Annotated in this window: 27 protein-coding genes and 2 tRNA genes; all 29 read right to left on the reverse strand. The window is 58.5% G+C overall.

The features are described 5' to 3' along the window. Positions 1 to 95: 95 nt before the first annotated feature. The gene (gene rpoC, locus BV106_RS34510; protein ID WP_038172741.1) at positions 96 to 4226 is read right to left on the reverse strand and encodes a DNA-directed RNA polymerase subunit beta'; all 4131 of its coding nucleotides are present in this window, start codon (positions 4224 to 4226) and stop codon (positions 96 to 98) included. 26 nt (positions 4227 to 4252) lie between these two features. Further along, positions 4253 to 8101, reverse strand: coding sequence for a DNA-directed RNA polymerase subunit beta (gene rpoB, locus BV106_RS34515; protein ID WP_038172743.1), 3849 nt, complete (start codon positions 8099 to 8101; stop codon positions 4253 to 4255). A gap of 321 nt (positions 8102 to 8422) precedes the next feature. After that, on the reverse strand, positions 8423 to 8803 hold the full coding sequence (gene rplL, locus BV106_RS34520) for a 50S ribosomal protein L7/L12 (RefSeq protein WP_038172745.1): 381 nt from the start codon (positions 8801 to 8803) through the stop codon (positions 8423 to 8425). 159 nt (positions 8804 to 8962) lie between these two features. Next, positions 8963 to 9490 carry a 50S ribosomal protein L10 gene (rplJ, locus tag BV106_RS34525; protein ID WP_038172747.1) on the reverse strand — a complete coding sequence of 176 codons (528 nt, stop codon included), beginning with the start codon at positions 9488 to 9490 and terminating at the stop codon, positions 8963 to 8965. Positions 9491 to 9511: 21 nt separating this feature from the next. Then, positions 9512 to 10216: a 50S ribosomal protein L1 gene (gene rplA, locus BV106_RS34530; RefSeq protein WP_038172749.1), complete on the reverse strand. Its 705-nt coding sequence runs from the start codon at positions 10214 to 10216 to the stop codon at positions 9512 to 9514. 69 nt (positions 10217 to 10285) lie between these two features. Continuing rightward, entirely contained in the window at positions 10286 to 10711 is a 426-nt protein-coding gene (gene rplK / locus BV106_RS34535) for a 50S ribosomal protein L11 (protein WP_038172751.1), read from the reverse strand. 63 nt (positions 10712 to 10774) lie between these two features. Next, positions 10775 to 11344, reverse strand: coding sequence for a transcription termination/antitermination protein NusG (nusG, locus tag BV106_RS34540; protein ID WP_038172753.1), 570 nt, complete (start codon positions 11342 to 11344; stop codon positions 10775 to 10777). Positions 11345 to 11396: 52 nt separating this feature from the next. After that, positions 11397 to 11609, reverse strand: coding sequence for a preprotein translocase subunit SecE (locus tag BV106_RS34545; protein WP_038172755.1), 213 nt, complete (start codon positions 11607 to 11609; stop codon positions 11397 to 11399). Between the two features lie 35 nt (positions 11610 to 11644). Beyond that, a tRNA-Trp gene (locus tag BV106_RS34550) sits at positions 11645 to 11720 on the reverse strand. Between the two features lie 138 nt (positions 11721 to 11858). Beyond that, on the reverse strand, positions 11859 to 13043 hold the full coding sequence (gene tuf, locus BV106_RS34555) for an elongation factor Tu (RefSeq protein WP_038172757.1): 1185 nt from the start codon (positions 13041 to 13043) through the stop codon (positions 11859 to 11861). A gap of 64 nt (positions 13044 to 13107) precedes the next feature. Continuing rightward, positions 13108 to 13182, reverse strand: a tRNA-Thr gene (locus tag BV106_RS34560). Positions 13183 to 13453: 271 nt separating this feature from the next. Continuing rightward, positions 13454 to 14830: a Gfo/Idh/MocA family oxidoreductase gene (locus BV106_RS34565; RefSeq protein WP_038172759.1), complete on the reverse strand. Its 1377-nt coding sequence runs from the start codon at positions 14828 to 14830 to the stop codon at positions 13454 to 13456. 116 nt (positions 14831 to 14946) lie between these two features. Next, a complete protein-coding gene (locus tag BV106_RS34570; RefSeq protein WP_265596384.1) occupies positions 14947 to 15885 on the reverse strand; it encodes a hypothetical protein in 939 nt (312 codons plus the stop codon). 136 nt (positions 15886 to 16021) lie between these two features. Further along, a complete protein-coding gene (locus BV106_RS34575) occupies positions 16022 to 17434 on the reverse strand; it encodes a sulfatase-like hydrolase/transferase (RefSeq protein ID WP_038172763.1) in 1413 nt (470 codons plus the stop codon). Between the two features lie 85 nt (positions 17435 to 17519). Next, positions 17520 to 18206 (reverse strand): hypothetical protein, encoded by a 687-nt coding sequence (locus BV106_RS34580; RefSeq protein ID WP_038172765.1) that lies wholly within the window; start codon positions 18204 to 18206, stop codon positions 17520 to 17522. Between the two features lie 110 nt (positions 18207 to 18316). Beyond that, a complete protein-coding gene (locus BV106_RS34585; RefSeq protein ID WP_038172768.1) occupies positions 18317 to 18562 on the reverse strand; it encodes a hypothetical protein in 246 nt (81 codons plus the stop codon). 80 nt (positions 18563 to 18642) lie between these two features. Beyond that, a complete protein-coding gene (locus tag BV106_RS36740) occupies positions 18643 to 19110 on the reverse strand; it encodes a S26 family signal peptidase (RefSeq protein ID WP_051946948.1) in 468 nt (155 codons plus the stop codon). A 151-nt stretch (positions 19111 to 19261) separates the two neighbouring features. After that, positions 19262 to 19639, reverse strand: a complete 378-nt coding sequence (locus BV106_RS34595; RefSeq protein ID WP_265596386.1) for a hypothetical protein — start codon at positions 19637 to 19639, stop codon at positions 19262 to 19264. Between the two features lie 203 nt (positions 19640 to 19842). Then, a complete protein-coding gene (locus BV106_RS34600) occupies positions 19843 to 20553 on the reverse strand; it encodes a hypothetical protein (protein ID WP_038172770.1) in 711 nt (236 codons plus the stop codon). A 45-nt stretch (positions 20554 to 20598) separates the two neighbouring features. Further along, positions 20599 to 21123: a hypothetical protein gene (locus BV106_RS34605; RefSeq protein ID WP_051946950.1), complete on the reverse strand. Its 525-nt coding sequence runs from the start codon at positions 21121 to 21123 to the stop codon at positions 20599 to 20601. Positions 21124 to 21138: 15 nt separating this feature from the next. Beyond that, a complete protein-coding gene (locus BV106_RS34610; RefSeq protein WP_051946952.1) occupies positions 21139 to 21438 on the reverse strand; it encodes a MotA/TolQ/ExbB proton channel family protein in 300 nt (99 codons plus the stop codon). Positions 21439 to 21532: 94 nt separating this feature from the next. Continuing rightward, positions 21533 to 21874, reverse strand: a complete 342-nt coding sequence (locus tag BV106_RS37875) for a response regulator (RefSeq protein ID WP_081892573.1) — start codon at positions 21872 to 21874, stop codon at positions 21533 to 21535. Further along, positions 21874 to 22179 (reverse strand): pentapeptide repeat-containing protein, encoded by a 306-nt coding sequence (locus BV106_RS34620; RefSeq protein WP_051946954.1) that lies wholly within the window; start codon positions 22177 to 22179, stop codon positions 21874 to 21876. The genes BV106_RS37875 and BV106_RS34620 overlap by 1 nt, the downstream gene beginning before the upstream one ends. 29 nt (positions 22180 to 22208) lie before the next feature. Further along, positions 22209 to 22703: a GNAT family N-acetyltransferase gene (locus BV106_RS36745; RefSeq protein ID WP_051946956.1), complete on the reverse strand. Its 495-nt coding sequence runs from the start codon at positions 22701 to 22703 to the stop codon at positions 22209 to 22211. 57 nt (positions 22704 to 22760) lie between these two features. Then, on the reverse strand, positions 22761 to 23273 hold the full coding sequence (locus tag BV106_RS34630; RefSeq protein ID WP_038172774.1) for a hypothetical protein: 513 nt from the start codon (positions 23271 to 23273) through the stop codon (positions 22761 to 22763). A gap of 164 nt (positions 23274 to 23437) precedes the next feature. After that, positions 23438 to 23614 (reverse strand): hypothetical protein, encoded by a 177-nt coding sequence (locus tag BV106_RS39150; protein ID WP_265596387.1) that lies wholly within the window; start codon positions 23612 to 23614, stop codon positions 23438 to 23440. A gap of 140 nt (positions 23615 to 23754) precedes the next feature. Next, a complete protein-coding gene (locus BV106_RS34635; protein ID WP_051946958.1) occupies positions 23755 to 24210 on the reverse strand; it encodes a hypothetical protein in 456 nt (151 codons plus the stop codon). 25 nt (positions 24211 to 24235) lie between these two features. Further along, positions 24236 to 24703: an SRPBCC family protein gene (locus BV106_RS34640; RefSeq protein ID WP_038172775.1), complete on the reverse strand. Its 468-nt coding sequence runs from the start codon at positions 24701 to 24703 to the stop codon at positions 24236 to 24238. A gap of 191 nt (positions 24704 to 24894) precedes the next feature. Further along, positions 24895 to 25284 carry a hypothetical protein gene (locus BV106_RS34645; RefSeq protein ID WP_038172777.1) on the reverse strand — a complete coding sequence of 130 codons (390 nt, stop codon included), beginning with the start codon at positions 25282 to 25284 and terminating at the stop codon, positions 24895 to 24897. Between the last annotated feature and the right edge of the window lie 59 nt (positions 25285 to 25343).

A 25343-nucleotide genomic window follows, 5' to 3' on the forward strand; every position in this document is an offset into this window, starting at 1 on the left:
GACGGCTGACGCGGTCCCCTCTTAAAAACAAAAAAACGCCCTCTGTTTCCAGAGGGCGTTTTCAACAGTTCTAAATTGGGAACAGAGCGTCAGCCTTAGGCCACAGCTTCTTCGCCTTCGGTCGAGTACTGCACCTTCACCGTCTCGACGACGTTGAAGTTGCGGTTGGTGCGGAAGCCAGTGCCAGCAGGGATCAGGTGACCCATGATGACGTTTTCCTTGAAGCCGCGGAGCAAGTCGTTCTTGGCCAGCGTAGCCGCTTCGGTGAGCACACGGGTGGTGTCCTGGAAGCTGGCGGCACTGATGAAGCTGTCCGTTTCAAGGCTGGCCTTGGTGATACCAAGGAGCACCGGCTCGGCCGTCGCGGGCTTGCCGCCCTCGTCGGATACGCGCTGGTTTTCACGCTCGAACTCAAGACGGTCGATCTGGTCACCCCACAGGAAGGCGGTGTCACCGGGTTCAGTGATCTTCACCTTGCGCAGCATCTGGCGGATGATGATCTCGACGTGCTTGTCGTTGATCTCCACACCCTGGGCACGGTACACTTCCTGAACCTCGTTGACGAGGTGTTCACGAAGAGCCTGAGGCCCAAGGATCTCCAGGATCTCATGCGGCACGACTGCACCTTCCGTAAGCTGGTCGCCCTTGGTCACGTGATCGCCGTTCTGCACGAAGATGTGCTTGTTGCGGGGAATGAGGTGCTCTTCCTGCTGACCAGTCTTCTGGTCGGTGATGATCACGCGGCGCTTGCCACGCACCAGGCCGCCGATTTCGATGTTGCCATCGATCTTGGCGATTTCGCAGGCATCCTTGGGCTTGCGAGCTTCGAAAAGCTCGGCCACACGGGGAAGACCACCGGTAATGTCCTTGGTCTTGGCAGCCTTGCGCGGCGTCTTGGCGAGCACGGTACCGGCATCCACCTTCTCGTTGTTCTTCACGGAAAGGTGAGCACCTGCAGGAATGGTGTAGCTGGCCAGGATCTCCTTGGTCTTCGGATCCACAATGACGATCTGCGGGTGCAGATCTTCCTTGTGCTCGATGACGACGGTTTCCTCGTTGCCGGTGGCCTGGTTGACTTCCTTGGTGATGGTCACACCACCAAGCATGTCGCGGAACTCAATCTTACCAGCCTTCTCGGTGATGATCGGCACGTTGTAAGGATCCCAGGTGACGATCGTCTCGCCCTTCTTGACCTTGCCGCCGTCCTCTTTCGAGATGAGGGCGCCGAGGACAATCTTGTGGGACTCAAGTTCGCGACCGGAGTCATCATGGATGCTGATGGTGCCGTTCTTGGTGAGCACCACGCTGCCTTCCGGAGTGTTGACGATACGGAGCTCGTTGTACCGGATGGAACCTGCGTTCTTCGTGACGATGATCGGCTGCTTGAAGGCACCTGCGGCCACACCACCGACGTGGAAGGTACGCATGGTGAGCTGCGTTCCGGGTTCACCGATGGACTGGGCGGCCACGATGCCGACGGCTTCGCCCACCTTGACCACGCGGCCAGTGGCGAGGCTGAGGCCGTAACACTTGGCACAGCAACCGCGCTTGCTTTCGCAAGTGAGCACGGAGCGGATCTTGAGCTTCTCAACGCCAATCTTCACGAGGTGGTTGGCCACATCTTCCGTGATGAGCTGGCCGAAGTCCACCAAGGTGGTCTTGTCCACGGGATCATGGATGGTCTCGCAGGAGACACGACCGTAGATACGGGTCTTGAGGTCCACCACTTCGTCGTCACCCTGGTAGATGGAGGCGAGCGTGATGCCGTTGACGGTACCGCAATCTTCCTCGGTCACGATGACATCCTGAGCCACGTCGACCAGCTTGCGGGTCATGTAGCCGGAGTCAGCCGTCTTCAAGGCGGTGTCGGAGAGACCCTTACGGGCACCGTGGGTGGAGATGAAGTACTCCAGCACAGTCAGACCTTCACGGAAGTTCGAGGTAATCGGCTGCTCGATAATCTCACCGCTCGGCTTGGCCATAAGACCGCGCATCCCGGCGAGCTGCTTGATCTGCGTCTGGTTGCCTCGGGCACCCGAGGTCACCATGACGTAAAGCGGGTTGTGGAGCTTCTTGCCGTCGTTGTACTCGAGCGTGCGGAACACTTCCTTGGTGACTTCTTCACCCACGCCGGTCCAGATGTCGATGACCTTCTGCTGGCGCTCACCGTTGGTGATGATGCCTCGCTTGTACTGCTTCTCGACCACCTCGACGTCAGCACGGGCCTTGTCGAGGGCCTTGTACTTGGCTTCAGGAATCACCATGTCGGTGATGCCGATGGAGCAGCCGGAGCGCATGGCTTCGCGGAAGCCGAGCTGCTTGAGCCGGTCCAGCGCCGCCACCGTTTCCTGGTGACCAGCCTTCTGGAAACAACGCCAGATGATGTCGGAGAGCTGTTTCTTGCCAACGGTGTTGTTGTAGAAACCAAGCTCTGTCGGCCAGATCTCGCTGAAGCGGATACGACCCGGAGTGGTCTCGACAACCGCCTTGGTCGGATCGCCATAGGTGCGGCCCTTGGTGTTGTAATCCGGATTGCGATAAAGCACTTTCTGGTTCACTTCGACAGCGTTTTCGCTGAGGGCGAACTCGACTTCGGACGGGTCGTTGAAGATGGAGAGGCGACGCTCATCCTTGGGAGCTCCGGGAAGCTCACGCAGATACGTGAGGGCGAAGCAACCCAGAGGAATGTCCTGGGAAGGCGTCATCACCGGCTTGCCGCTCGCAGGGGAGAACAGGTTGTTCGGAGCCAGCATGAGGAGGCGGGCCTCCATCTGGGCTTCGATGGAAAGCGGCACGTGCACGGCCATCTGGTCACCGTCGAAGTCAGCGTTGTACGCCGTACAAACGAGGGGGTGCACACGGATAGCTTCACCTTCGATGAGCTTGGGCTCGAACGCCTGAATGGAGAGGCGGTGCAGGGTCGGCGCACGGTTCAGGAGAACCGGGTGCCCCTTGGTCACTTCGTCCAGGATGTCCCACACCTCAGGGGTGCGACGCTCGATCATCTTCTTGGCGCTGCGCACGGTGTGCACCAGGCCCAGCTCCTTGAGACGACGGATGATGAAGGGCTCGAACAACACGAGCGCCATCTTCTTGGGCAGACCGCACTGGTTCAGCGTGAGGTCAGGACCGATCACGATCACGGAACGGCCGGAGTAGTCCACACGCTTGCCCAGAAGGTTCTGACGGAAGCGGCCAGACTTGCCCTTGAGCATGTCAGACATGGACTTGAGCGGGCGGTTGCCAGCACCGGTCACGGCACGGCCATGGCGGCCGTTGTCGAAGAGGGCGTCCACCGCCTCCTGCAACATGCGCTTTTCGTTGCGGATGATGACATCCGGCGTCTTGAGCGCGAGCAGGTTCTTGAGACGGTTGTTGCGGTTGATGACACGACGATAGAGGTCGTTCAAGTCGGAGGTCGCAAAGCGGCCACCTTCCAGCGGCACCAGCGGACGGAGGTCCGGAGGAATGACCGGCAGCACTTCCATCACCATGTACTCAGGGCGGGAGTGGGAGGCGGCAAAGCCCTGGCAGAGCTTGAGACGCTTGGCGATCTTCTTGCGAAGCTGCTTGGAGCGCGTCTTGGTCATGGACTGCTCAAGCTCCTTCACCATTTCGGCGAGGTTGGCCTGGGCCAGGATGTCGCGGATGGCCTCCGCGCCCATGCCGACCTTGAAGCTGTCGGCACCGTACTGGTCCTCAGCTTCGCGCAGTTCCATTTCCGTCAGCAGCTGGCCGCGCTGAAGCGGCGTGCTCCCGGGGGAAACCACGATGTAATCTTCATAGTAGATCACGCGCTCCAGCGAGCGGGCCGTCATATCCAGCATGAGGCCGATGCGGGAAGGCATGCACTTGTAGAACCAGATGTGCGTCACTGGCACGGCCAGTTCGATGTGGCCCATGCGCTCGCGACGAACGCGGCTCAGGGTCACTTCCACGCCGCAACGGTCGCAGATGACGCCTTTGTGCTTGATGCGCTTGTACTTGCCACAAGCACACTCCCAGTCACGCGTGGGTCCGAAAATGCGCTCACAGAAGAGGCCGCCTTTCTCGGGTTTGAACGTGCGGTAGTTGATGGTTTCAGGGTTCTTGACCTCACCATGGCTCCAGGACCGGATGCGGTCTGGAGAAGCCACGGAGATGGAGACCATGTCGAAGCCTCCGGTGCGGTGCTGCTCCCCGAAGAGTTCCTTGAGATGGTTGTCGAAGCTCGAAGTTTCTTGCATGTTCGTGAGAATTCAGGGGTTGCTTCTTACATTCCAACTGCCGTGGCGTAGCTGCCGCCGCCGCCCAGGATTTCTTCCTCTCCGGAGTTCCGGTTCACAACCTTGACGTCCAAGCCAAGGCTCTGCATTTCTTTGATGAGCACGTTGAACGATTCCGGCGTGCCTGCCTCGAGCGAGTTGTCGCCCTTGACGATGCTTTCGTAGATGCGGGTACGACCTTGGACGTCGTCTGACTTGACTGTGAGCAGTTCCTGCAGGGTATAGGCGGCACCGTAGGCTTCGAGAGCCCAGACCTCCATTTCCCCGAAGCGCTGACCACCGTATTGGGCCTTGCCGCCCAGAGGCTGCTGGGTCACGAGCGAGTAAGGTCCCACCGCACGGGCGTGGATCTTGTCCGCCACAAGGTGGCCCAGCTTCAGCATGTAAATGTAACCCACCACGACCTCGAGCGCGAAAGGCTCGCCAGAGCGGCCGTCGATCAGCTTGCTCTTGCCGTTGAGGCCGATCCACTCAAAGCCAGGGGTGGCCTTGGCTTCTTTGAGGTAGTTGAGGATCTTGTCTTCCTTGATGCCGTCGAACACCGGGGTGGCAACCGTGAAGCCCAGGGCCTTGGCAGCAACGCCAAGGTGGGTCTCAAGCACCTGCCCCACGTTCATACGGGAAGGCACGCCCAGCGGGTTCAAGCAGATGTCCACCGGAGTACCGTCTTCAAGGAACGGCATGTCTTCCTCAGGAACGATGGTCGCGACCACGCCCTTGTTTCCGTGACGGCCGGCCATCTTGTCACCGACGCTCAGCTTACGCTTGCTGGCGATGAACACGCGGACCTGCTTGATCACGCCGCTCTCCATTTCCTCGCCCTGCTCCAGGCGGTCGAGGCCACGCTCACGCTCGATGTCCGCTTCATCGAACTTCGCTTCGAAAGCCGAAACGATGTCCATGATCTTGTTGCGGATCGGGCTCTGGTCGATTTCCACCGTGCGGTAGTTCTCAGCCAGGGTGCGAAGAAGGGTCTTCGTGATCTTCTTGTTGGCACCGATGATGACTTCACCGGTCTCACCGTTCACCACGTCGAGCGGGATCTTCTCGTTGAGGAGGATCTCGGAGAGCTTCTCGGTCAGCTGCTCAGTGAGCTGCTCGACCTTGTTCTTGTGCTCTTCCGTGACCTGCTTGATCTGCTTCTTCTGCTCGCTCGGGGAGAGGCGCTCCTTGTCAGCTCCGTTGCGGGAGGAAACGCGGACGTCCATCACGATCCCGGTGCAGCCGGAGGGCACGCGCAGGGAGGTGTCTTTCACGTCAGCGGCCTTTTCACCGAAGATGGCGCGAAGGAGGCGCTCTTCAGGAGCCAGCTCCGTTTCGCTCTTCGGCGTGATCTTGCCGACGAGGATGTCGCCAGGCTTCACTTCAGCACCGATACGGACCACGCCGTCAGCACCGAGGTTGCGCAGCGCTTCGTCACCCACGTTCGGGATGTCTCGCGTGATTTCCTCAGGACCCAGCTTGGTGTCGCGGGCGCCGACTTCGAAGTCTTCGATGTGGATGGAGGTATAGATGTCCTCCTTCACCACGCGACGGGAGATCACGATGGCATCTTCGAAGTTGTAACCGTTCCAAGGCATGAACGCGACGAGCATGTTACGGCCCAGCGCCAGTTCACCGTGGTCGGTGCAAGGACCGTCTGCGAGGACGTCGCCCTTCTTCACCTTCTGCCCGCGCTGCACCAGCGGACGCTGGTTGATGCACGTGCCGGCGTTGGAGCGCATGAACTTGCGCAGAGGATAGAAATAGATGCCCCGCTCCGGATCCGTCGTGATCTTGGTCGGCTCGGCCGCGAAGGCCTTCTCGCTGATCGGCAACTGACCGTCCTTGGTGACGATGATGTAGTCAGCCGTGGCTGCAGCCACAATGCCACCGGAATCCGAGACGATCACTGCCTGGGAGTCCCGGGCGGCTTTGGATTCCATGCCGGTGCCCACCAAAGGAGCCTCAGCCTCAAGAAGAGGCACGCCCTGGCGCTGCATGTTCGAGCCCATCAACGCGCGGTTGGCGTCATCGTGCTCAAGGAAGGGAATCAGAGAAGCAGCGACGGACACCATCTGCTTGGGTGACACGTCCATCAGCGTCGCCTGTTCAGGCACCACCTCAAGGAAGTCACCGCGGTAACGGACAGACACCTTCTCCGACTTGAACTTGCCATTGTCGTCAATGACGTTGTTCGCCTGAGCCACGTTGTGGTTCTCTTCCTGGTCAGCGGTCAGGTACTCGATCTTGTCGGTCACCACGCCACTCTCCACTTTGCGGAAAGGCGTCTCGATGAAGCCGAACTCGTTGATGCGAGCGTAGCTGCACAGGGAGTTGATCAGACCGATGTTCGGACCTTCCGGGGTCTCAATCGGGCAGATACGGCCGTAGTGCGAGGGATGCACGTCGCGCACTTCGAAGCCAGCGCGGTCACGGTTCAGACCACCAGGCCCAAGGGCGGAGAGACGACGCTTGTGGGTCAGCTCTGCCAGCGGGTTGATCTGATCCATGAACTGGCTCAGCTGGGACCGGGCAAAGAAGTCACGGACCACGGCGCTAAGAGCCTTGGGATTGATGAGCTTCTGGGGCGTCATCACGTCCATGTTCACATCAAACAGGGTCATGCGCTCCTTCACCAGACGCTCCGTGCGGGCGAGGCCCACGCGGCACTGGTTGGCAAGCAGTTCACCCACGGCACGCACACGGCGGCTGCCCAAGTGGTCAATGTCATCCAGAACACCTTCACCAGCGCGCAGCTTGAAGAGGTAACGGAGGGAGGACACCACGTCCATGGCAGTGAGGATGCGCTCCTCGCTGTCCACCTTGATGCCGAGCTTCTGGTTGATCTTGTAACGACCGACGCGGGTCAGGTCGTAACGCTTGGGATCAAAGAAGAGGCGCTTCACGAGCGCACGGGCGTTCGGAATGGTCGGCGGATCTCCAGGGCGGAGACGGCGGTAGATTTCCTTGAGAGCCTCATCCTCGTCGTGCGCAGGATCTTTGCGCAGGGAGGCGATGATCAGGTCATCCTGCGTTGCGGTCACGCAGCGGATGCTCTTGTGGCCAAGCTGGATGAGCTGGCGCACGATGCCAAGGGTCAGCGGCTCATAGGCACGGGCCACGATGAGTTCACCATCCAGGATGTCGCGGAAGATCACCTTCTGAGCGAGGTCTTCCTCGTTCATGTTTTCCTTCAGCTTGAGGTCCTCAATCGGGTAGAAGAGTTTGAGGATGTCCTCGTCGCCGGGGTAACCGATCACGCGCAAGAGCGTGGTGGCAAGGAACTTCCGGCGGCGGCGGCGGCGATCAAGGTAAACGTAGAGGAGGTCGTTCGTGTCGAACTGCACTTCCAACCAGGTGCCGCGGTCAGGGATGATGCGGAAGCCATACAGCCAGCGACCGTTGAGGTGCTGCTGGGTTTCAAAACAGATACCAGGGGAACGGTGCAGCTGGCTCACCACCACGCGCTCGGCGCCGTTGATGACGAAGGTGCCGCGGGTCGTCATCATGGGCAGTTCGCCCATGTACACGCGCTCCTGCTTGGCACCGGCTTCGTCACGCAGTTCGTAGGTGACGTAAAGAGGGGCGCTGAAGGTCTCCGCCTCACGGATGGCCTGCAGCGGATTCAATTTGGGCTCACCGATTTCATACTGCGTGAAATCGAGTGTCATCTTCTCGTCGTAGCTCGAGATCGGGAAGACTTCGCGGAACACCGCCTGCAGCCCCAGGTCCTTGCGCTTGCTCGGCGCGATGTCTTTTTGCAGGAATTCCTCGTAGGACTTCAGCTGAATCTCAATGAGATTCGGCGGTTCAACGGGTTCCTTGAGTTTGCCAAAGTTAATGCGCTGGGACATACGGCGGGGTGGCTGGGTGTTGGCAATGAGTTGCGGGCAAACCGGCCTGTTAAGCCGGGGAAAGGAGAGTCAGGGCGGCGGACAAAAACGTTTGTTTTTGCGGCCTATGTCGGAGGACAAAAAAACCCCCGGGCGCGCAAGCGCCCGTGGCGAAAAACAGTCTCATCAATTTCAGGTTCGTTCCCCAACTCACATCCGGCGACCTTTCGGGCGGATTGGAAGTTGTTGTACGGGAAGAAAACGGGCATTGAGAAAACTCTGGTTTTTTGAAAAGGTCCCGCCGTCCCCACTGGGACGGCGAAACCTGAAAAAGAAACAAACTTACTTGATCTCGACCTTGGCACCGGCGGCCTCGATCTTCTTCTTGATCTCTTCGGCTTCTTCCTTCGTGACGCCCTGCTTGAGAGGCTGAGGAGCCTTTTCCACAAGAGCCTTCGCTTCGGCGAGGCCAAGACCGGCCACAACGGCACGGACTTCTTTGATGACGCCGATCTTGTTCGTGCCGCCATCCGTAAGGATCACGTCGAATTCGGTCTTCTCAACTGCTGCTGCAGCGGCAGGACCGCCAGTAGCGGCGGCGGCCACGGCGACAGGAGCGGCGGCGCTCACGCCCCACTTGTCTTCAAGGGACTTCACAAGTTCAGCGACTTCCAGGACGGTAAGGGCGCTGAGTTCGTCAACGATTTTATTCAGGTCTGCCATAGTAGTATTTCGGTATCGCCGTCCCCTGAAGCTTCAGAGGTTTTGAGCCTGACAGCCGCCAGACCGGCAAGGAACCATTGGATTTTGCGTATTCAGGTGGAGTCGCCCCCACCATCGAGTCAAATTGAGAAAAGGGTTGCCGGAGCAACCCATGAAAAATTAAGCGGCTTGCTCTTGTCCCTGGTCGCCCTTGGCCTTGAGAACGCGGGCCAGAGAGGCGGCGGGCTCGTTGAGGAGGCGGACCAGCTTGGAAGCGGGGGCCTGCAACACACCGAGGAGGGTTCCGAGGAGCACTTCGCGGGAAGGAAGGTCTGCGAGCACCTGGATGCCAGCAGCATCAAGGTACTTGCCGTCCAAAACGCCGGCTTTCACCTGGGGCTTCTGGAACTCGGTCGCGAAGGTCTTCATGACCTTGGCGGCGGCGCACACGTCTTTCTCACCGGTCACCACAGCGGACTGGCCCGTCAGGACATTGCCGATTTCCACGGGATACCCTGCGCGCTCAGCGGCTTTCTTGACCAGCGTGTTCTTGTACACGTGCATCTCAGCACCTGCAGCGCGGAGGCGCTTGCGCAGTTCTTCAAACTTGGCCACTTTCAGCCCGGTGTAGTCCACCACGAACAGGAACGGGGAGGCATTGACCTTTTCCAGAAGGTGCTCAATGAGGATCGTCTTTTCAGCTTTCATCGTCGTTGTTCTCCTTCAGTATTAGGCGGCGGATTTTACGTACTTGCCCAGATCAAGCTTCAGCGCAGGAGACATGGTCGCGCTGAAAGTGATGCTCTGGACGAACTTGCCCTTGGCGGAAGCGGGACGGGCACGAACCACGGCGTCAATGAGAGCCTGGGCGTTTTCCACGATCGCTTTCGGCTCGAAGCCTACTTTACCCACACCGGCAGAGATGTTGCCGTTCTTGTCGAGCTTGAAGTCTGCACGACCAGCCTTGACGGCCTTCACCGCACCAGCGGTGTCGTCGGTCACGGTGCCCGTCTTGGGGTTGGGCATCAAACCACGAGGACCAAGTTGCTTACCAAGCTTACGAACTTCGGTCATGGCGGCGGGAGTAGCGATGGCCACATCGAAACCCGTAAAACCGCCCTTAACCTTGGCGATGAGGTCCTCAAAGCCGACGAGTTCAGCACCAGCTGCCAGAGCGGCTTCAGCGGCATCGCCCACGGCGAAGACTGCCACTTTCACGCTTTTACCGGAGCCATTCGGGAGAGGACAGGTACCACGCACCATCTGATCGCTCTTGCGAGGATCAACACCCAGACGAAAAGAGAGAGAGATCGTCTCGGAGAACTTGGTGGAGGGGAGCTTTTTCACGAGCTCTGCTGCTTCTTCCAGGGAGAAGAACTTGTCGGCCGGAATGAGTTCCGCCGCCTTCTTGTAACGCTTGCTTCTTTGTTTCATGGTCTTGTGCAGTTCGATCGAGCCTGAGTTTTATGCAGGCTCTCCTGCCATGGTTTGAGATTTTGGAGATTAACCGATCACTTCAATACCCATCTGACGGGCCGTGCCAGCCATGATGCGGGCTGCGGCGTCGAGGTCCTGGGTGTTAAGGTCAGCCAGCTTCAGCTTGGCCACTTCCTTGACTTGAGCCAGGGTGAGCTTGGCCACCTTCTTCTTGTTGGGTTCACTGGAACCAGAAGCCAGGTTGGCAGCCTTCTTGAGAAGGATGGATGCCGGGGGCTGCTTGGTGATGAAGGTGAAGCTCTTGTCCTTGTAAACGGAGATGACGGTCGGCAGGATGTCGCCAGCCATCTTCTGGGTGGCGGCGTTGAACTCCTTGCAGAACGCCATGATGTTCACACCGGCTTGACCCAGGGCAGGACCGATGGGCGGCGCGGGGTTGGCAGCTCCAGCTTTGATCTGGAGCTTGATCATTTTAACGACTTCTTTGGCCATCGCTTATTCTTGTTACTACGGTTTGAGTTGAAAGGGTTGGAGGAGCCGACCGGGCCAGAAAACTCAGGCCTTCTCGACCTGCCAGTATTCCAGGTCCACCGGAGTGGAGCGGCCGAAGATGTTCACGGAGACGCGCAGCAGGCCTTTCTCCGGATCGATTTCTTCGATGATGCCGGTCTGGCTCTCGAAGGGACCGTCCGCCACGCGGACCGTGTCTCCCACGGAGAACATGAACTTCGGCTTCACGCCTTCCTCACGCTCGCGCACCTGGGCGAGGAGGACTTCGACCTCTTTCGGACGAAGAGGAATCGGGTGATCCTTGGTGCCGGCAAAGTTCAGGAAACCATCGGTCTCCTTGACGAAGTGCCAGGTCTTCACCATGGGCTTGTTGTTCTCATCCAGCAGCCACATGTTGGCGAGGATGTAGCCCGGAAAGACTTTGCGGGTGGATTCGCTGCGCTTGCCTTTCTTGACTTCAGAAACGCGCTCGGTGGGAACAACCACCTCAAAGACGAACTCCCCCATCTCCTCAGACTGGATGCGGCGCTCCATATTTTCACGCACGCGCTGCTCGAGCCCGGCGCGGACGTGAAGGACATACCACTGGTCGTGAGGTGCGGGGATCGCGGGCATGATGGAAAAGTATGAGAGAAGCCGGACGGGACAAACTGACAGGGCTGGCAGATCAGAGGATCGTGGCCGCCTTGAAGAACATGCGCATCACGAAGTCAAAAGCACCCGTGAAGCCGGCAAAGATCAACATGGCAACGAAAACCACAGTCGTGGCATCGGTCAGCTCTTTGTAACGGGCGAAGCCCTTTTCCTTGGGGTCCCATGGCCAAGTGGCCTTTTTCATTTCGCCCCAGACTTCGGAAAGATAGCGTGACACTCGGCTCATGTTGTTCGTCAGGCAAAAAAGACTGTCAGGTAAGATGGCACGCCAGGTAGGACTTGAACCCACAACCAATGGTTTTGGAGACCACTACTCTACCAATTGAGCTACTGGCGTGTTTATCTTGACGAACAGTCTTTGTTTTACAGCACAATTTGAAAACTGCAAGTGTTGTGATGCCTTTTGGCGACAATGCCGCCGTGAGACTTTTTGCAAGCCTCACGACGGCTGCCACCCAAACGGCAATCAACAAAATCAGTCAAGGATGTCAGCCACACGACCGGCACCCACGGTACGACCACCTTCGCGGATAGCGAAGCGCATCGTCTTTTCCATGGCGATCGGGGTGATCAGCTCAACTTCGACGGACACGTTGTCACCAGGCATCACCATCTCCACGCCATCGGGGAGCTTGACCATGCCGGTCACGTCGGTCGTACGGAAGTAGAACTGGGGACGATAGTTGGTGAAGAAGGGCGTGTGACGGCCACCTTCATCCTTGGAGAGCACGTAAACTTCAGCCTTGAACTTGCGGTGGGGCTTCACGGAACCGGGCTTCGCGATCACCTGGCCGCGCTCGACGTCCGTTTTCTTCACACCACGAAGAAGGAGACCCACGTTGTCACCGGCGCGACCTTCGTCGAGCAGCTTGCGGAACATTTCGATGTCCGTAACGGTGGTCTTGACGGTGTCCTTGATGCCGACGATTTCGACTTCGGACATCTTCTTGATGATGCCACGCTCAACACGGCCGGTGCAAACGGTTCCACGACCTTCGATCGCGAACACGTCTTCCACAGGCATGAGGAAGTCCTGGTCGATCGGGCGCTCAGGAAGCGGGATGTAGGTATCCACTGCGTCCATGAGCTTGAAGATGTTGGCCTTCTGCTCGGCGTCGCCTTCAAGAGCCTTGAGAGCGGAACCCTTGACGATCGGGATGTCGTCGCCAGGGAAGTTGTACTTGCTGAGAAGTTCGCGAACTTCCATTTCCACGAGCTCAAGGAGTTCAACGTCGTCGACCATGTCGACCTTGTTCATGAACACCACAAGAGCGGGAACACCCACCTGACGGGCAAGCAGGATGTGCTCGCGGGTCTGGGGCATCGGGCCGTCAGCGGAGGAAACAACGAGAATGCCGCCGTCCATCTGGGCAGCGCCGGTGATCATGTTTTTCACATAGTCAGCGTGTCCGGGGCAGTCCACGTGAGCATAGTGACGCTTGTCGGTTTCGTACTCGACGTGAGCGGTGTTGATGGTGATGCCGCGCTCTTTTTCTTCGGGAGCAGCGTCAATTTCATCATACTTCTTGGCCTGCGCATACCCCTTCTCCGACAGCGTGGTCGTGATCGCAGCGGTCAGCGTGGTTTTGCCATGGTCAACGTGGCCGATGGTGCCAATGTTGACGTGGGGCTTGTTCCTCTGGAATGCTTCTTTAGCCATGGGTTTGGGTGTTGTAGTATGCGCGTTTGGGTTTGGGGAACTGAAAATCTAATCCGAGGGTCGATGGAGCTCGTGGCGGGGATTGAACCCGCGACCTCGTCCTTACCAAGGACGTGCTCTACCACTGAGCTACACGAGCGCACCATTAACCGTGGATGTACCACTTTTGAGGAGGCCAAGATGAACTGCCTTGCGTCTTCACGCAGAGGAAATCATCACTCGCCGACCCGAAAAAAGTGGATCGCAAGTTAGTTGCTTGCCTCGCTCTGTCAAAAAAATTTAAAACTATTTTTGCATTTTCTGACCATTCCGGGTGTCGCGGACGTCACTTTCGCCTAATCGCCTCACCCTGAACGGCAAAAGGCGGCACGCCCACCAGCGCGCCGCCCCTCCCCTTTTCACTGCAAAAGTCAGGCCGGGCTCACTTCGAACCCTTTGCGATAAGTTTTGCTCAACAGTGCCTCCGCCGCAGGTTTCCCCGCGATCTTCATCGTCTCTGTGTTCCACTCCATGGTCTCCCCCGGGAAACGGGCGGCGACGTTGCCCAGCTGCACGGCTTCCGCGAGCGGGCCGGCATAGTGGAATCCCCCGTCCGTCCTGGTCCCCTCAAAGATGTGGTTGATCCAGACATGCCAGTGCGGCGTGCCGGTAACGTCCCTGGGGTAGGCGAACGTTTGGAACTTCTCCAGCGGATAGAGCCGCGGGCCTGCGACGTGAGGAATCACGGCATTGCCCAGTTCCCCGATGACGAGTGAGCCCGCCTTGGGCAGATTCAGCGTCTCCGGCATCTGGGCCAGTTCCTTGGCCGGCTGTAGCTTGCCATCGTACCAGGTGATCTTGAGGGTGTTTCCTACTGTGAACTTGGTGCCGGGGAAGACGTAGTGCACGCGCTCAGGCCCCGGCCAGATTTCGCCATTGATGCCGTCATGCTCTGCCCGGATGGAAACCGGGGCGGTCAATTCGAGGGCGGTGAAGAGCGGATCGAAGATGTGGCAGCCGAAGTCCCCCAGAGCCCCCGAGCCAAAGACCTGCCAGTCACGCCAGACAAAGGGGTGGTAGGCATCAGCCACGTAGGGGCGCTCAGGAGCTGCCCCCAGCCAGAGATTCCAGTCCACGTTGGGCGGCGGAGCCGTTTCCTTCTCCTTCGCAGGCCGGTCGAGGTAATCCGTCCGCTCCCTCCCATCCACCCCCACCCAGCTGTGGATTTCCTTCACCTTGCCGATGGCCCCTTCACGCAGAAGGCGCACCGCCAGACGGTACTCAAGGTTGGAGTGGATCTGGTTGCCCATCTGAGTAATCACCCCCGTCTTGTCCGCCCAGAGACGCATCTGGCGGCACTCCCAGACGGTGTGCGCCAGCGGCTTTTGGCAGTACACATGCTTGCCCCGCTTCATCGCCTCAATGGAGGCCCGGGCATGCGCGTGATCAGGCGTGGAGACGGACACCGCATCCACCTTGTCCCCCAGCTGCTCCAGCATCTGCATGTAGTCCACGTAGTGCGGCACGCCGGGATATTCCTTGTCGGCTTTTTCGAACCGGTTGCTGTCGATGTCGCAGAATGCCACCAGCTTGGCCTTGGGGTGATTGCCGATGTTCTTCAGATCCGCGAAGCCCATGCCATCCACACCGATGTTGGCCACCTGCAACATCGAGTTGAGCGGCTTCGAATACGATCCGCTGGGTAGAATGAATGGCGCCGCCACGGCGCTGGCGGCCGTTTGGAGGAACCGACGGCGAGAATTGAGCGGAGACGGGGAACCGGAAACGACAGAATGAGCAGTAGCCATGCGCCGACTACTGGCTCAAGCGCCCCAGTGTTTCAGCGCTGGGTCAAGACTATCACTATCGGTGATTTCCTGCATAGGCTGACGGCACGCCGCCATCGCACCGTATCAGCCAGGGTCTATTCCTGAACCCGCAGAGATGCGCCGATCAACTTGAAGAGCTTTTGGTACTTCTTGATCCGATCCTCCCCCGCAGGCCCATCCACGGGTCCAAAGGTGTTGATCTGAAAATTGATCATGTGCCTGCCGCGGAGGACGCGTATGACCTCGGCCGCCCGCAGGGCTTTCTCACCAAGCTGTTCGTACGGCTGCCTGCGAGTAAACATGAAAGCCGGCATCCCATTCAGCTTGGTCTTCAGGAAAGAGGTGAGCTCTATCCCCATCGCTTCGTAGCTCAAACTCAGCTTCTCTTCTGTAAAGAGGCCATAGAGCTCATCGGCAGTTATTGATGCTCCATTTTCATCCACCAGCGGACTGATCAACACCGTCATCCAGATGTTCCCATGGCCGTACGCATTGCGGAACCCCACCAGTTCCTTCTTGGGTGACACCTCTGCTTTCCAGCTCATGGGCACCTCAAAGGACACTTCCATCCCGCTGTTCGCTGTATGCTGAACCCTTTTGGAGAAGCCGTCGGCAAACTCTTTGTCCGGTGATGCGGCATACCCTGGATGATTCCAAAGGAGATTCGCACGCACGAGATCCACTTCGATCTCACCTTTTGCCCTGCGATCCACCAGCATGAGAAACTCCTTTGCGGCTTTGGCCGTCGAGAGGGTTTGGAATTTGGCAATCTCCTTCCTGCTTGCCGCATCCAGCTGGGCGAGCATGGCCTTCCCCTTCTCCGGGTCTTCTTTGATTATGTCCGCCTCGATCGCGGCACACCCACTGGCAAACGGGGAAGCCAGCCAGGTGGCGCGAGCCGCATACACCTCCACACCGAGGTCAGGAAACGCCTTCTCCAGCTTGTCGAGCTGCCACTCTATGCCCTTGGCGTACATCCTGGACTGGAGCAATTCCGTGGGGAGATCCCCCTTGGGAGTCCCCGGAATGGCCATGGGAGACTCCGCCTTCAAGGCAACGGAAGAACATGCTCCCAAGAATAACCAGGTCAGACAAATGGCACGCTTGATCATGCATCTCTCTACATCAAAAACACGACCTGTCCAGCACCGCCCCGCGAGGCCGTCACCATCACTTCCCTCCCTGTTTTACCACTTGTATGTGCCAAGCCACCAATGCTGTCTTCATTCTCTGCACAAGGTCACCTTTCTCTGCGGAGAGATCCTTCACTTCACCAGGATCCGCCGACAGATCATAAAGCCGGGCTTGGGACCCATCGTTGTCACAAAGCAGTTTCCATGAACCCTCCCGCATGGCCAGATCGGGCAGCGGCTCCTTGTTTTTTGGCCCCAAGGTTTTGCGATCTGGCGGGCGGGACCAGAAGATGGGAGCCTGGCGGGAGGCGTCGCTTTTCCCGACCAACACCCCAGACAGATCTTCGCCATCAAACGGGACACTGCCTCGATCCACTCCCACAAGCCCGAGCAGTGAAGGCGCGATGTCCATGGCGGCAAACACTGAGACATCATTCTTCGTACCCGCTTTGCCTGAAGCCATCAGGCCTGGTGCCCACACGATGAGAGGAGAACGCACTCCTCCCTCAAACAACGTGCCCTTGGTGCCACGAAACATCCCTGCAGATCCAGCGCCTGGTTCGGGGCCATTGTCGGAGCATACCAGGACGATGGTGTTGTCCCGGAGGGCAGGATTGGCGCGCAAATGCTCAAACAGGCGCCCCAGCTGACGATCCATTTCCTCCAGGACAGAGAGATAGAGACCTCGCTTGTCATCCTTCCACTTCTCTACCGGTGGCCAGAAGGGACTGTGCACATCATCCGGCCACAAGTTGATGAAAAACGGCTTCCCAGCCTGGGCTGCCTTGTCGATGAATGGCAATGCGGCATCCACAAAGCCGGTGGTGATTTTCGACCGCTGCATCCAGGTCACCGGACCTCCCAACCGCTCCGCGTTGGCCCAGATTTTTCCCGGCTCAGTGCTGCCCGGCTTCAAGGTGAGGGGCAACAGCTTCGGCCCCATGCCTTCGAAATTCGTGAGCGATTCATCGAACCCGTAGCTGGTGATGGGCGGCGCATCATCCACATCCCTCTGACCGCCCAGGTGCCATTTGCCGAAATGCCCCGTGGCATACCCTCTGGCGTGCAGTGCGCGGGCCAGGGTCGGCGCCTTGGGATCGAGCCAGTTCGCCATGCCCCGGCGTGCATTGGATTCTCTGTTCTCCAGGAATGAAGTGATGCCCCAGCGCTGCGGGTACTGCCCCGTCGTCAGCGCACAACGGGATGGCGAGCAGATGGGCGAGTTCACATAAAACTGCGTAAACCGAATCCCCTCCGCGGCCAACCGGTCAATCGCCGGCGTCTTGGCATCCTCATTGCCAAAGCAGGAAAAATCCCCCCACCCCATGTCATCAATGAGGACCATGACCACGTTCGGAGGCTCCGCAGCACGGACACTCGAGAGCAAGCCTCCCACAGCGGCGCACAGAAACACCAAAAGCAGAAAGGAGGGGGACGGACGTCGCAACATCCCTTTGCAACGTCTCTCAACAGACTGAAATTCAGCTGATTCGGGAAAATCGCTCCCGGCGACGCCGTTCTGCCACGCCCACGCCTCAGCCCGCCTCGCCAAATCGCTCAGGACTGCGGGAATTGTACCCTTCGATCTCTATCGATCCCGCCCCGCCTTTAAGCAGGTGATACTCCTCCGCAAAGAGGCTGAAGGTGCAGAGATCGATCGGCGTCACCTCCGAGGCATTGATCCGGCCGATCACGCCGCCCGCTTCAAGCGCAGCGGTCGCAAGTTCCGAGCAGAAGAACCGGGTGAAGTTTTCCTCATTGTAGGTCGCCGCGCCCACCAGGGGAACCCCATCCAGGACGTCCAGCGCAGATCCGACCGCCTGCGCGACGTCGTACTCCTTCCCCTGCTGATCCAGCAGGAACTGCGTCAGACGGCCAGCGTCCAGTCGGGCACGCGCGGCAGCACTGAGAGGCAGCCACCAGATGTGCCCTTCGTAGTGCTCGACATGGTGGCACAACCGGTTGCGCAGGACTCCGCCAGAGGATTGACCCGTCTTCACGTCCCGATGAAGGAAGGTGGACTCCATGATGTGCACGGCCACCGCTCCGTCCGCGCCCTCTTCATCAGGCGCAATGCTGTACACGATCCCGACATGAGAAACGGTGGCTCCCGTCGCCCACTTGATCACGTCTGAAAAGTTGTTCTTCCCGGAGAAGGCCACCACATCGCCAGGCAGCATTCGGGGCCGGATTTCATGGTAAGAACTGGTGATGAGGGGCATGACACAATGCGGTTGCACTTGGACGACCGTCCACTGCCTCTACTCTATCTCCGCACCCCGGCCTTGCAACCATGGCGCACACCTGTCGCCTCCGTCCAAAACACTTGGGTCTATCGTGCCCAAAACGCCAGCGCGGCCACCACCAAGTTCCCGGCACCCAGGACAAAAAAGAAGGCCACCATGATGTTGTTCACCATGGGGCTCCAGGACGGGCATCGACCAAGCAAACGGCAGAGTGCCGGTTTACCACCACCGCCGACCACACCCATGTGAAAGCCGTAAACCTTCAGCAACGCCAGCGTGAGAAAGGTCACACCCACGACGGTGGGAGGGAGCCAGTCAGAAACAGAAGGCATGCGCTCAATCCTTTCTCCCCATGATTCTCCCGGAGGCCGCAGTCACTGTCAATCCCGTCGACCGCACCCGCGCCCCCCGCTCAGGATTTCCAAGGCAGCCGGAAATGCCAGAACACCTTCCCTGTGATCAGCTTTTGGGCAGCCAGCCCGTGGTAGCTTTTGGCGGAATCCCCACTCTGATAGACATACCCGGTCGGCACCCCCTCACCTCCAACATGGTGTGCTTCGGAATCCGTGTCTTTCCGCCCCGCCCGTTCCGAGGGAACAAACCGATCTCCTGACACCGCCTGGATACGGTGGACCCAAGGGCGCGTCGAGATACCCGCCACCGGGTCGAAGACAACGATATCCCCTGCCTTGGGCGGTCCAAAGAGGAATGCCAGCCGGGAGGTCACCACATAGGAGCCGACTGGGATGGTGGGCTCCATGGATCCCGTCGCTACCACGTATCGTGGAAAGCAGAAATGCAGCAAGGCCAAGACTGCGATGATGGCCGCCGTCCGTTTCGGACGGTCCAGGCCGAGTTGACGTTTCAGTTTGGGATTCATGGCATGGTCATTTCTCAAACCGCTTCCTATCGATGAGTTCAAGCGACGACATCTTTTCACGGGCGCGGAACACCTCGGCCAGCATACGACCGTTACTTTTTTCCACAAGACTCCGGCACCAACGCGCACCGCCCTCTTCACGCGGGGCCGATCAGGATCGTCGCCGACGGATTATGAAGACCACCAGCGCCGCGATGCAGATCGCAATCTCAAACAAGAAAGTCCAGTGGAAGACAAAGCTCCACACCCACCAGCTGCGGGTGGCGGGCACGGTGACGAGATAGTACGAATGATCTGACAGTGGGTAGAGCCAGCGGATGCCTGCGAAAGGAGTATCGAGCAACAGATGGAGGAAGACTCCACCAACGAAGGAGCTGGCGGCAAGGGCCAGAGCACGACTGCGCAGAAGCAACGCCAGGAGCAAAGTTGCCCCCAAGAGCCGCCAGCCAAAAGACCGGCAAGTGGGTCCAGTAATCGTGATGGAGATGCCGCCCTCGATCAATGAGGTAGAAATAGAGCATGTCGGCATCCGGAAAGATGCTGCCGACCACGAAGGGGGCGAACAAGAGACGGCGGCGCGCTTGGGCCGCCCTCCGGGTTAGCAGGCATGCGCCGAGATAACCCGCGGGAAGGTGGGCAATGAACGATATTGGGGATTTTTTGGGGGGGCCTCACCCTAAAGGATTGCTCCAAGGAGGTCCACAACGAAATCCACCCTCTCCCCCCTGGACTTCAACTGATAAGCAGCAGCCGCGCCGGCTGCCCCGGCTCGATCACCGGTGCACGATGGATGCAAGGCGGCACGGGGCTTTCAGGATGGGCAATGGCGATACGCCACAGGTTACCTATGCCGAAGAAGTAAGGTTGGGCCTCCGGCAGTGGCGCGTAGTGCAGGTTGAAACAGTTATCGCTGAGGAACTCCTCAAATTCCTCGTCATCCTCGCCACCATACAGTTCCAGCAGTTCCGCGCGGATCTCCGGCACATCCACCTTGAGCACGGCCTCTTCATTGAGCAATCCTTCCGAGGCCGTGTGGTTGTAACTGCACAGGTAGGTATCCGCCTCCACCGGTGCGCTGTCGACGTGGAAGGAGTACACATCCGTGATCACCGGGCCGCCTTCCTCATCTCGTGGATAGCCGTGAATGCAATCCAGCACGGGTGAGAGACCATGATCCGCCAAAGCCTTGCGATCCGCCAGCAGGATGTCCCTTGCGGCCTGCCCGGCCGGACTCAGTACCAGGCCGCTGAGGGTGGCTTCATCCAGTGCGAGGCGCCCTTCCTTCACGTCAAACTGGGCCACAATCTCATCGAAGTCACCCGGCAGGGTTCTCGCCCAGCAGAGCGCGTTGATGCCGTCCGCAAACTTGGTCGAAACGAGCTCCTCAAAGCTGTGTACGTACTTGATGCGGGGACAATCTGGCTGGGGAGGGCTTGAGGACATGTGAAGGAGGCGGGGGCCAGAATAGGACCACACCCAGCAACGACGTCAAGAGGGTGCCCCTGCCGCATAGTTCCACTCAGCGGGAAGCAGTTGCAGACATGCCGGACACTCATAGACCTCATCCTTGATGACGCAGGTCTGGAGACATCGGTGGCAGTAGCGGAATTCGAACGCGGCAGTGAATCCCTGAACACCCGGGAAACCTGCTGCTTTCAGGGCGAGATCGAGAGCAACCCATGCACTCGATTCAGGACAGTACCCGGTTGAGAGATTGGATGCCTCTTCGACCACCATGCCCCTCTTGGACCTGCGAAAGGCAATTTCACCCGCACATTCCACGGGCGAACCTCTGGCACAGGCGATGTGCTCAGAATGCCGGTCCGCGATGAACAAGTGATGCCCAGGCAGCACGGTGTAGGTAAAGACCTCTGAAGGGGTGCCGTGAGAAAAGTATCCCGCATCAAGCGCCCACTTCACCAAACCGTCCGCCGTGGTTACCTCATGCCTGGGAGTGGCCATGTTGACCTTCTCCTTGATGGCAGCGGGACCCACGTAAGGATAAATTCGCATGCAGAGAGCAGGTCTTCATGAAGCAGGCACTTCACCGGCAGGCTGCGATTTCAAGCGCTTCCTCTGCACCAAACATCCAATTAGCCCCGCCAAAAACAATGCAACGCCGACGATTCCAAAGCCAACCCCCACGGCGGTTGAGACCAGGGTTTCGCCGATAGCTGCACTCAACTGCTCGGGATCGCCGACTCCGTTGGCCCCCAAGACCTCAAAACTTTGGGTCATTCCCATTACCGTCCCCAGCATCCCGAGCACAGGTCCAGCCACCATGAGCAGACCGCCGATGGTCATCATCCATTTGAATGCGGGTTTCATCAGGGAATCACCATGCGCAATGAAGCATCAAGTGTCAATGCCAGCCCCAGCACTGGAGATTGCCAGGGAGGCGAGCAAGCCGTTCCAAAAACTCTCACCCACACACCCTTTGAATGACCTGCTCAATCTGATTAAACTCCATCTTTCCGCAAATGGCGGATGCGCCTGCTCTGACCAAAGCAGCATTGCCCTCGTCATGGGAGGAGACTGCCACGATGGTGACAGGGTCGCCCGACGCCCGGACTTTGCTGACGAGCGCATCGCCTTTTCCGTCATCGAGATCAAAGTCTACCAGCATCAAATCAAACGTCTCTACAGCTCGAGCTTCCAACGCTCTGGCTATGCTCGGCACTACGATGACATCATGCTGCGCAAGGAATAGACGAATGACATTCGCCGCAAAAACATCGTGGTTTTCGACATAGAGAATCTTCATCAGCTCTTGCCGGATTCAGAGGCAGAATCGCCGGCTGAACTGCGATAAACGCGGAGCAATTCGGTGACGAGAACCCCGTCAATCAGCATCCCCTCATAACAGGCGTCGTCGATCGACAGATGGGAACAGTTGGCGTTGCGGATGACGACGTGTGTCAGCGCCACATCTTCGAACCGCGCCTCTGAGAGATTGACATCGGTAAACTGGGCCCCGGCAAGGCGCACATCGCGAAACTGCGCCCCGCCAAGGTTGGTGTTGAGGAATTCAGCACTGGACAGGTCAGCGTTTTCAATCTTGGAGTTCACGGCGTAAACAGGGTGATGGAAGGTTCGGATTAAGTCTGCTCTTGAGTCTGGGATGGCGAGCTGCTTTCACGAAGGTCTTTTGAGAAGTACAACTTGGCGTGACCGCGCGAATCCCAGTCCGGGATCTGGCCGACGATACTGAAGCCATGCGCAAGGTAGAAGCGGGGTGCCTGATACTCCATGGTATCCACATACGCATGCCTGCAGCCCCGTGCGACAGCCTGTCTCTCTGCTTCCGCCAGCAGTGCCGCTCCAATGCCTTGCGACCGGCACTCGGGGCTGACCGCCATGATGGAAATGCGCAGCCAGGCCATCTGGGTCTCGGCAAGCAGCCCACCCACCACGCGGGCATCTCGACGGGCGAGAAGAACCAGGGCCCGAGCTTGATGCTCCGGCTGCTGAAGCTGCTCCATGAAATCCGGATTAGCCGTCCAGTTGTGTTCCCGGAGCCACTGGCGAACAAGATCACAGTCTGGCGCCGAAGAATCTGTCACAGGCGCGATTTCCAGTTTTTCGAATACCATGCTTCTGATCCTCGTTGGTAAATAGGGGCCTGCCACACACTGAGTTTCCCGACACTTTCACTGTAACTTCAGATGATCGTAATAAGGAGCCACTTCTGTCCGAAGGGTTCTCATGAGCCTCTCGAACTCTGAGGCGGTCATGCCGTCATTGGTCATCAAGTGACAAATGGACTCCATCCGACCGCGACGAAGCAGCAGCAACTGCACAGGCATCACCCCCGGCCTGGCATGGAGAGAGCCAATGTCCCGCCAGGGGAAAAATCGATCCCCGTAGCGCACTCCTTCCCGATTGATCACAAGTGGCAGCGTGCGGGACGTCAGGAAATAGCGGATCAAAACGACGCCAATGACGGTGAAGAGTCCAAGGACCGCAGTACAAATCACTCCCATGGCAAGTGCGCCAGAGGATGGGGTGGAGTGAACAAGCTCCCAAAGAAACTGAACGAACAACGGCGCGCAAACCGCCAGGAGAACCAGCCCAACTGCCACCACCGACTTCCTCCTATAGTGATATGCGGCCGTGTAGAAGACGACCGCGGCTTCTTCCACACGTGGATCGAGGGTGTCCATTTTCAGTGCCTATCAACGTCCATCTGCTGAGCCTTCTTTGTCCTCTTCACATGCTTGCTAAATTTTTGATGCGGAGGGAGCTCACATCAAGGAGCCGCTTCATGGGGAAGCGGCAACCGAGACCACTGAACCCACCGCAATCTTCCTGGCATCAACAGGCCAACTCACCCTGCGTTTTTGCTGTCCCGCTTGGCCTGCTGGCGTTGGGTGGTCGATTTGAGGTGCGCTTTGACGCGGGTGTCACTTCCTGCCAGCGCCACCTTGGTCTTCTTGATGCGTGCCTTGGTCGCCGTGGCTTTCGCTTTCGCCGTCGTACCTTTTTGGGCTTTCTTGGTTGCCATAGGATCAACAGGTTGAGATTCGCTTCCCTGGCTCCTCTGATTGGGTGATCCGATGGCCAGGCCCTTTCTCTGGGTTCCTAATTCAACTGACAGCGCCATGGTCCAAAATTTTCTCCGCGCCGTCAACGCCTTTGTCGCCCCTATCGTTTACGGTTCGCTTGATGTTCAATGAAACGTTCCGCCTGATCCTGCTCGGTTTCTGACGCTTCGGGGTGCTCGATCACCAGCCGCAGCAGATCCAGATAGAACTCGCGCTGACGGGGCTTGTTGGTCACATTCAGGATCCGGTTGACCATCCAGACGGAGAGAGGGGTCGGCTTGCGCCGGATGGATTCCACCAGCTCTGCCTCATAACGCCCCTCCATTTTTTCCAGAGTGTGAACCAGAGGGCCCGGAGACCCGAGATCTGACGCCGGCAAGCGCTCCATGAGCTCGAACATGGGGCGGATCGCTCGCTCGGGTTGCGGCAGTGCCATGAGCTCCTCCGTCAACGCATACAGCGTCCCGATACCATTCGAATCCCGGCGGATGCAGTCAAAGTCCTCATAGGTCAGTGCGTCAAACGCCTCGAGAATCTGTTCGAACGTGCGTGCCATGATGTCAGAACGGTGCGGAGGCAGGTCAAGACGGCTTCAATGGCTGGGTCGCCATGAAGGCTGCCAACGCCTTTAGCCGCTTCTGCGTTTCGATTCGCAGCGCGGCCAGCATGACCGGCTCAAGAACCCAGCGCAGCCATCCCGGCTTGGCGGTGAAGCGGAACTTGTAGGTGAGCAGGGAACCTTCCGGTGTGTCCACATGGCGGATGCTGGCAGCAAAGCTCTCGAAAAATGCCGGGCGGTTGATCATCTCCACCGCCGCAAGCGAGCCGGGAGCAAAAGAAACATAGCGGGTCTCGATGCCAATCCCTCCCAATCGCCGTTTGCCGACGCAAAGTGAGGAGGCCCCCTTTCCAGCCACCGTGTGCCCGCGCGTCAAAGCAGCACTGGAAAGGAGCGTGTCCCACTCCAGCCTCCGGGAATAGTCATGAAGCACGTTGAACACTTCCAGTGACGGGCGGCACATCGTGCAGGAGACGGATCCGGTGGGCATGGGGGTAAAGGAGACCTGGAACCTTCAACAAAGGCTCGCCGATGCGCAATGGTCACGTTCCGAAAAACTCAGTTCCCCACCATCCTTCCGTTCGCGAGTTGACTTGATCCGACCGCCTTCTCCTTTCGAGAGTTCCGAATCCGAATCCACGCCCATGGTTCTTTGCCGTCGGGCACAGACTCAGTCCCCCCTCACTTCTGTGCTTCTGCAGGAGTCATCAATCGTCTTCGAGGCGCTGCTGCGGCCTTGTCCGTACGACGGGGGTACTTGGGATCTTTGGACCATCCTGCCAAGGTCTCGCCCTTTTCTGTCGTGCGCAGTTCGATGCCGTAGCGCTCCAGCAATATGCTTTGAATGTGGTCTGCTGCGTCCGATTTGGAGAGCGGCTTGTAATCCCCCACTGAGACCACCGCTTGCAAATCCAATGAAGCATAGACTGGTCGGGCGGTGAGCTTCTCATAGAATTGCAGCACATCCCGCAACTCGGTCTCGACGAATTGCATGCGCACATCTGCCGGATTCTGAGCCACACAGAATGCTGGTAGCGACAGGGCGATGAGCACGAGGGCAAGATGTTTCATGGAAGCTGTTGCAGGTTATGTGAAACTTTACAGGTGCTCCGCCGCAACCGAATCTCCCT

The sequence above is a fragment of the Verrucomicrobium sp. BvORR106 genome, assembly GCF_000739655.1.
Classification (GTDB): Bacteria; Verrucomicrobiota; Verrucomicrobiia; order Verrucomicrobiales; family Verrucomicrobiaceae; genus Verrucomicrobium.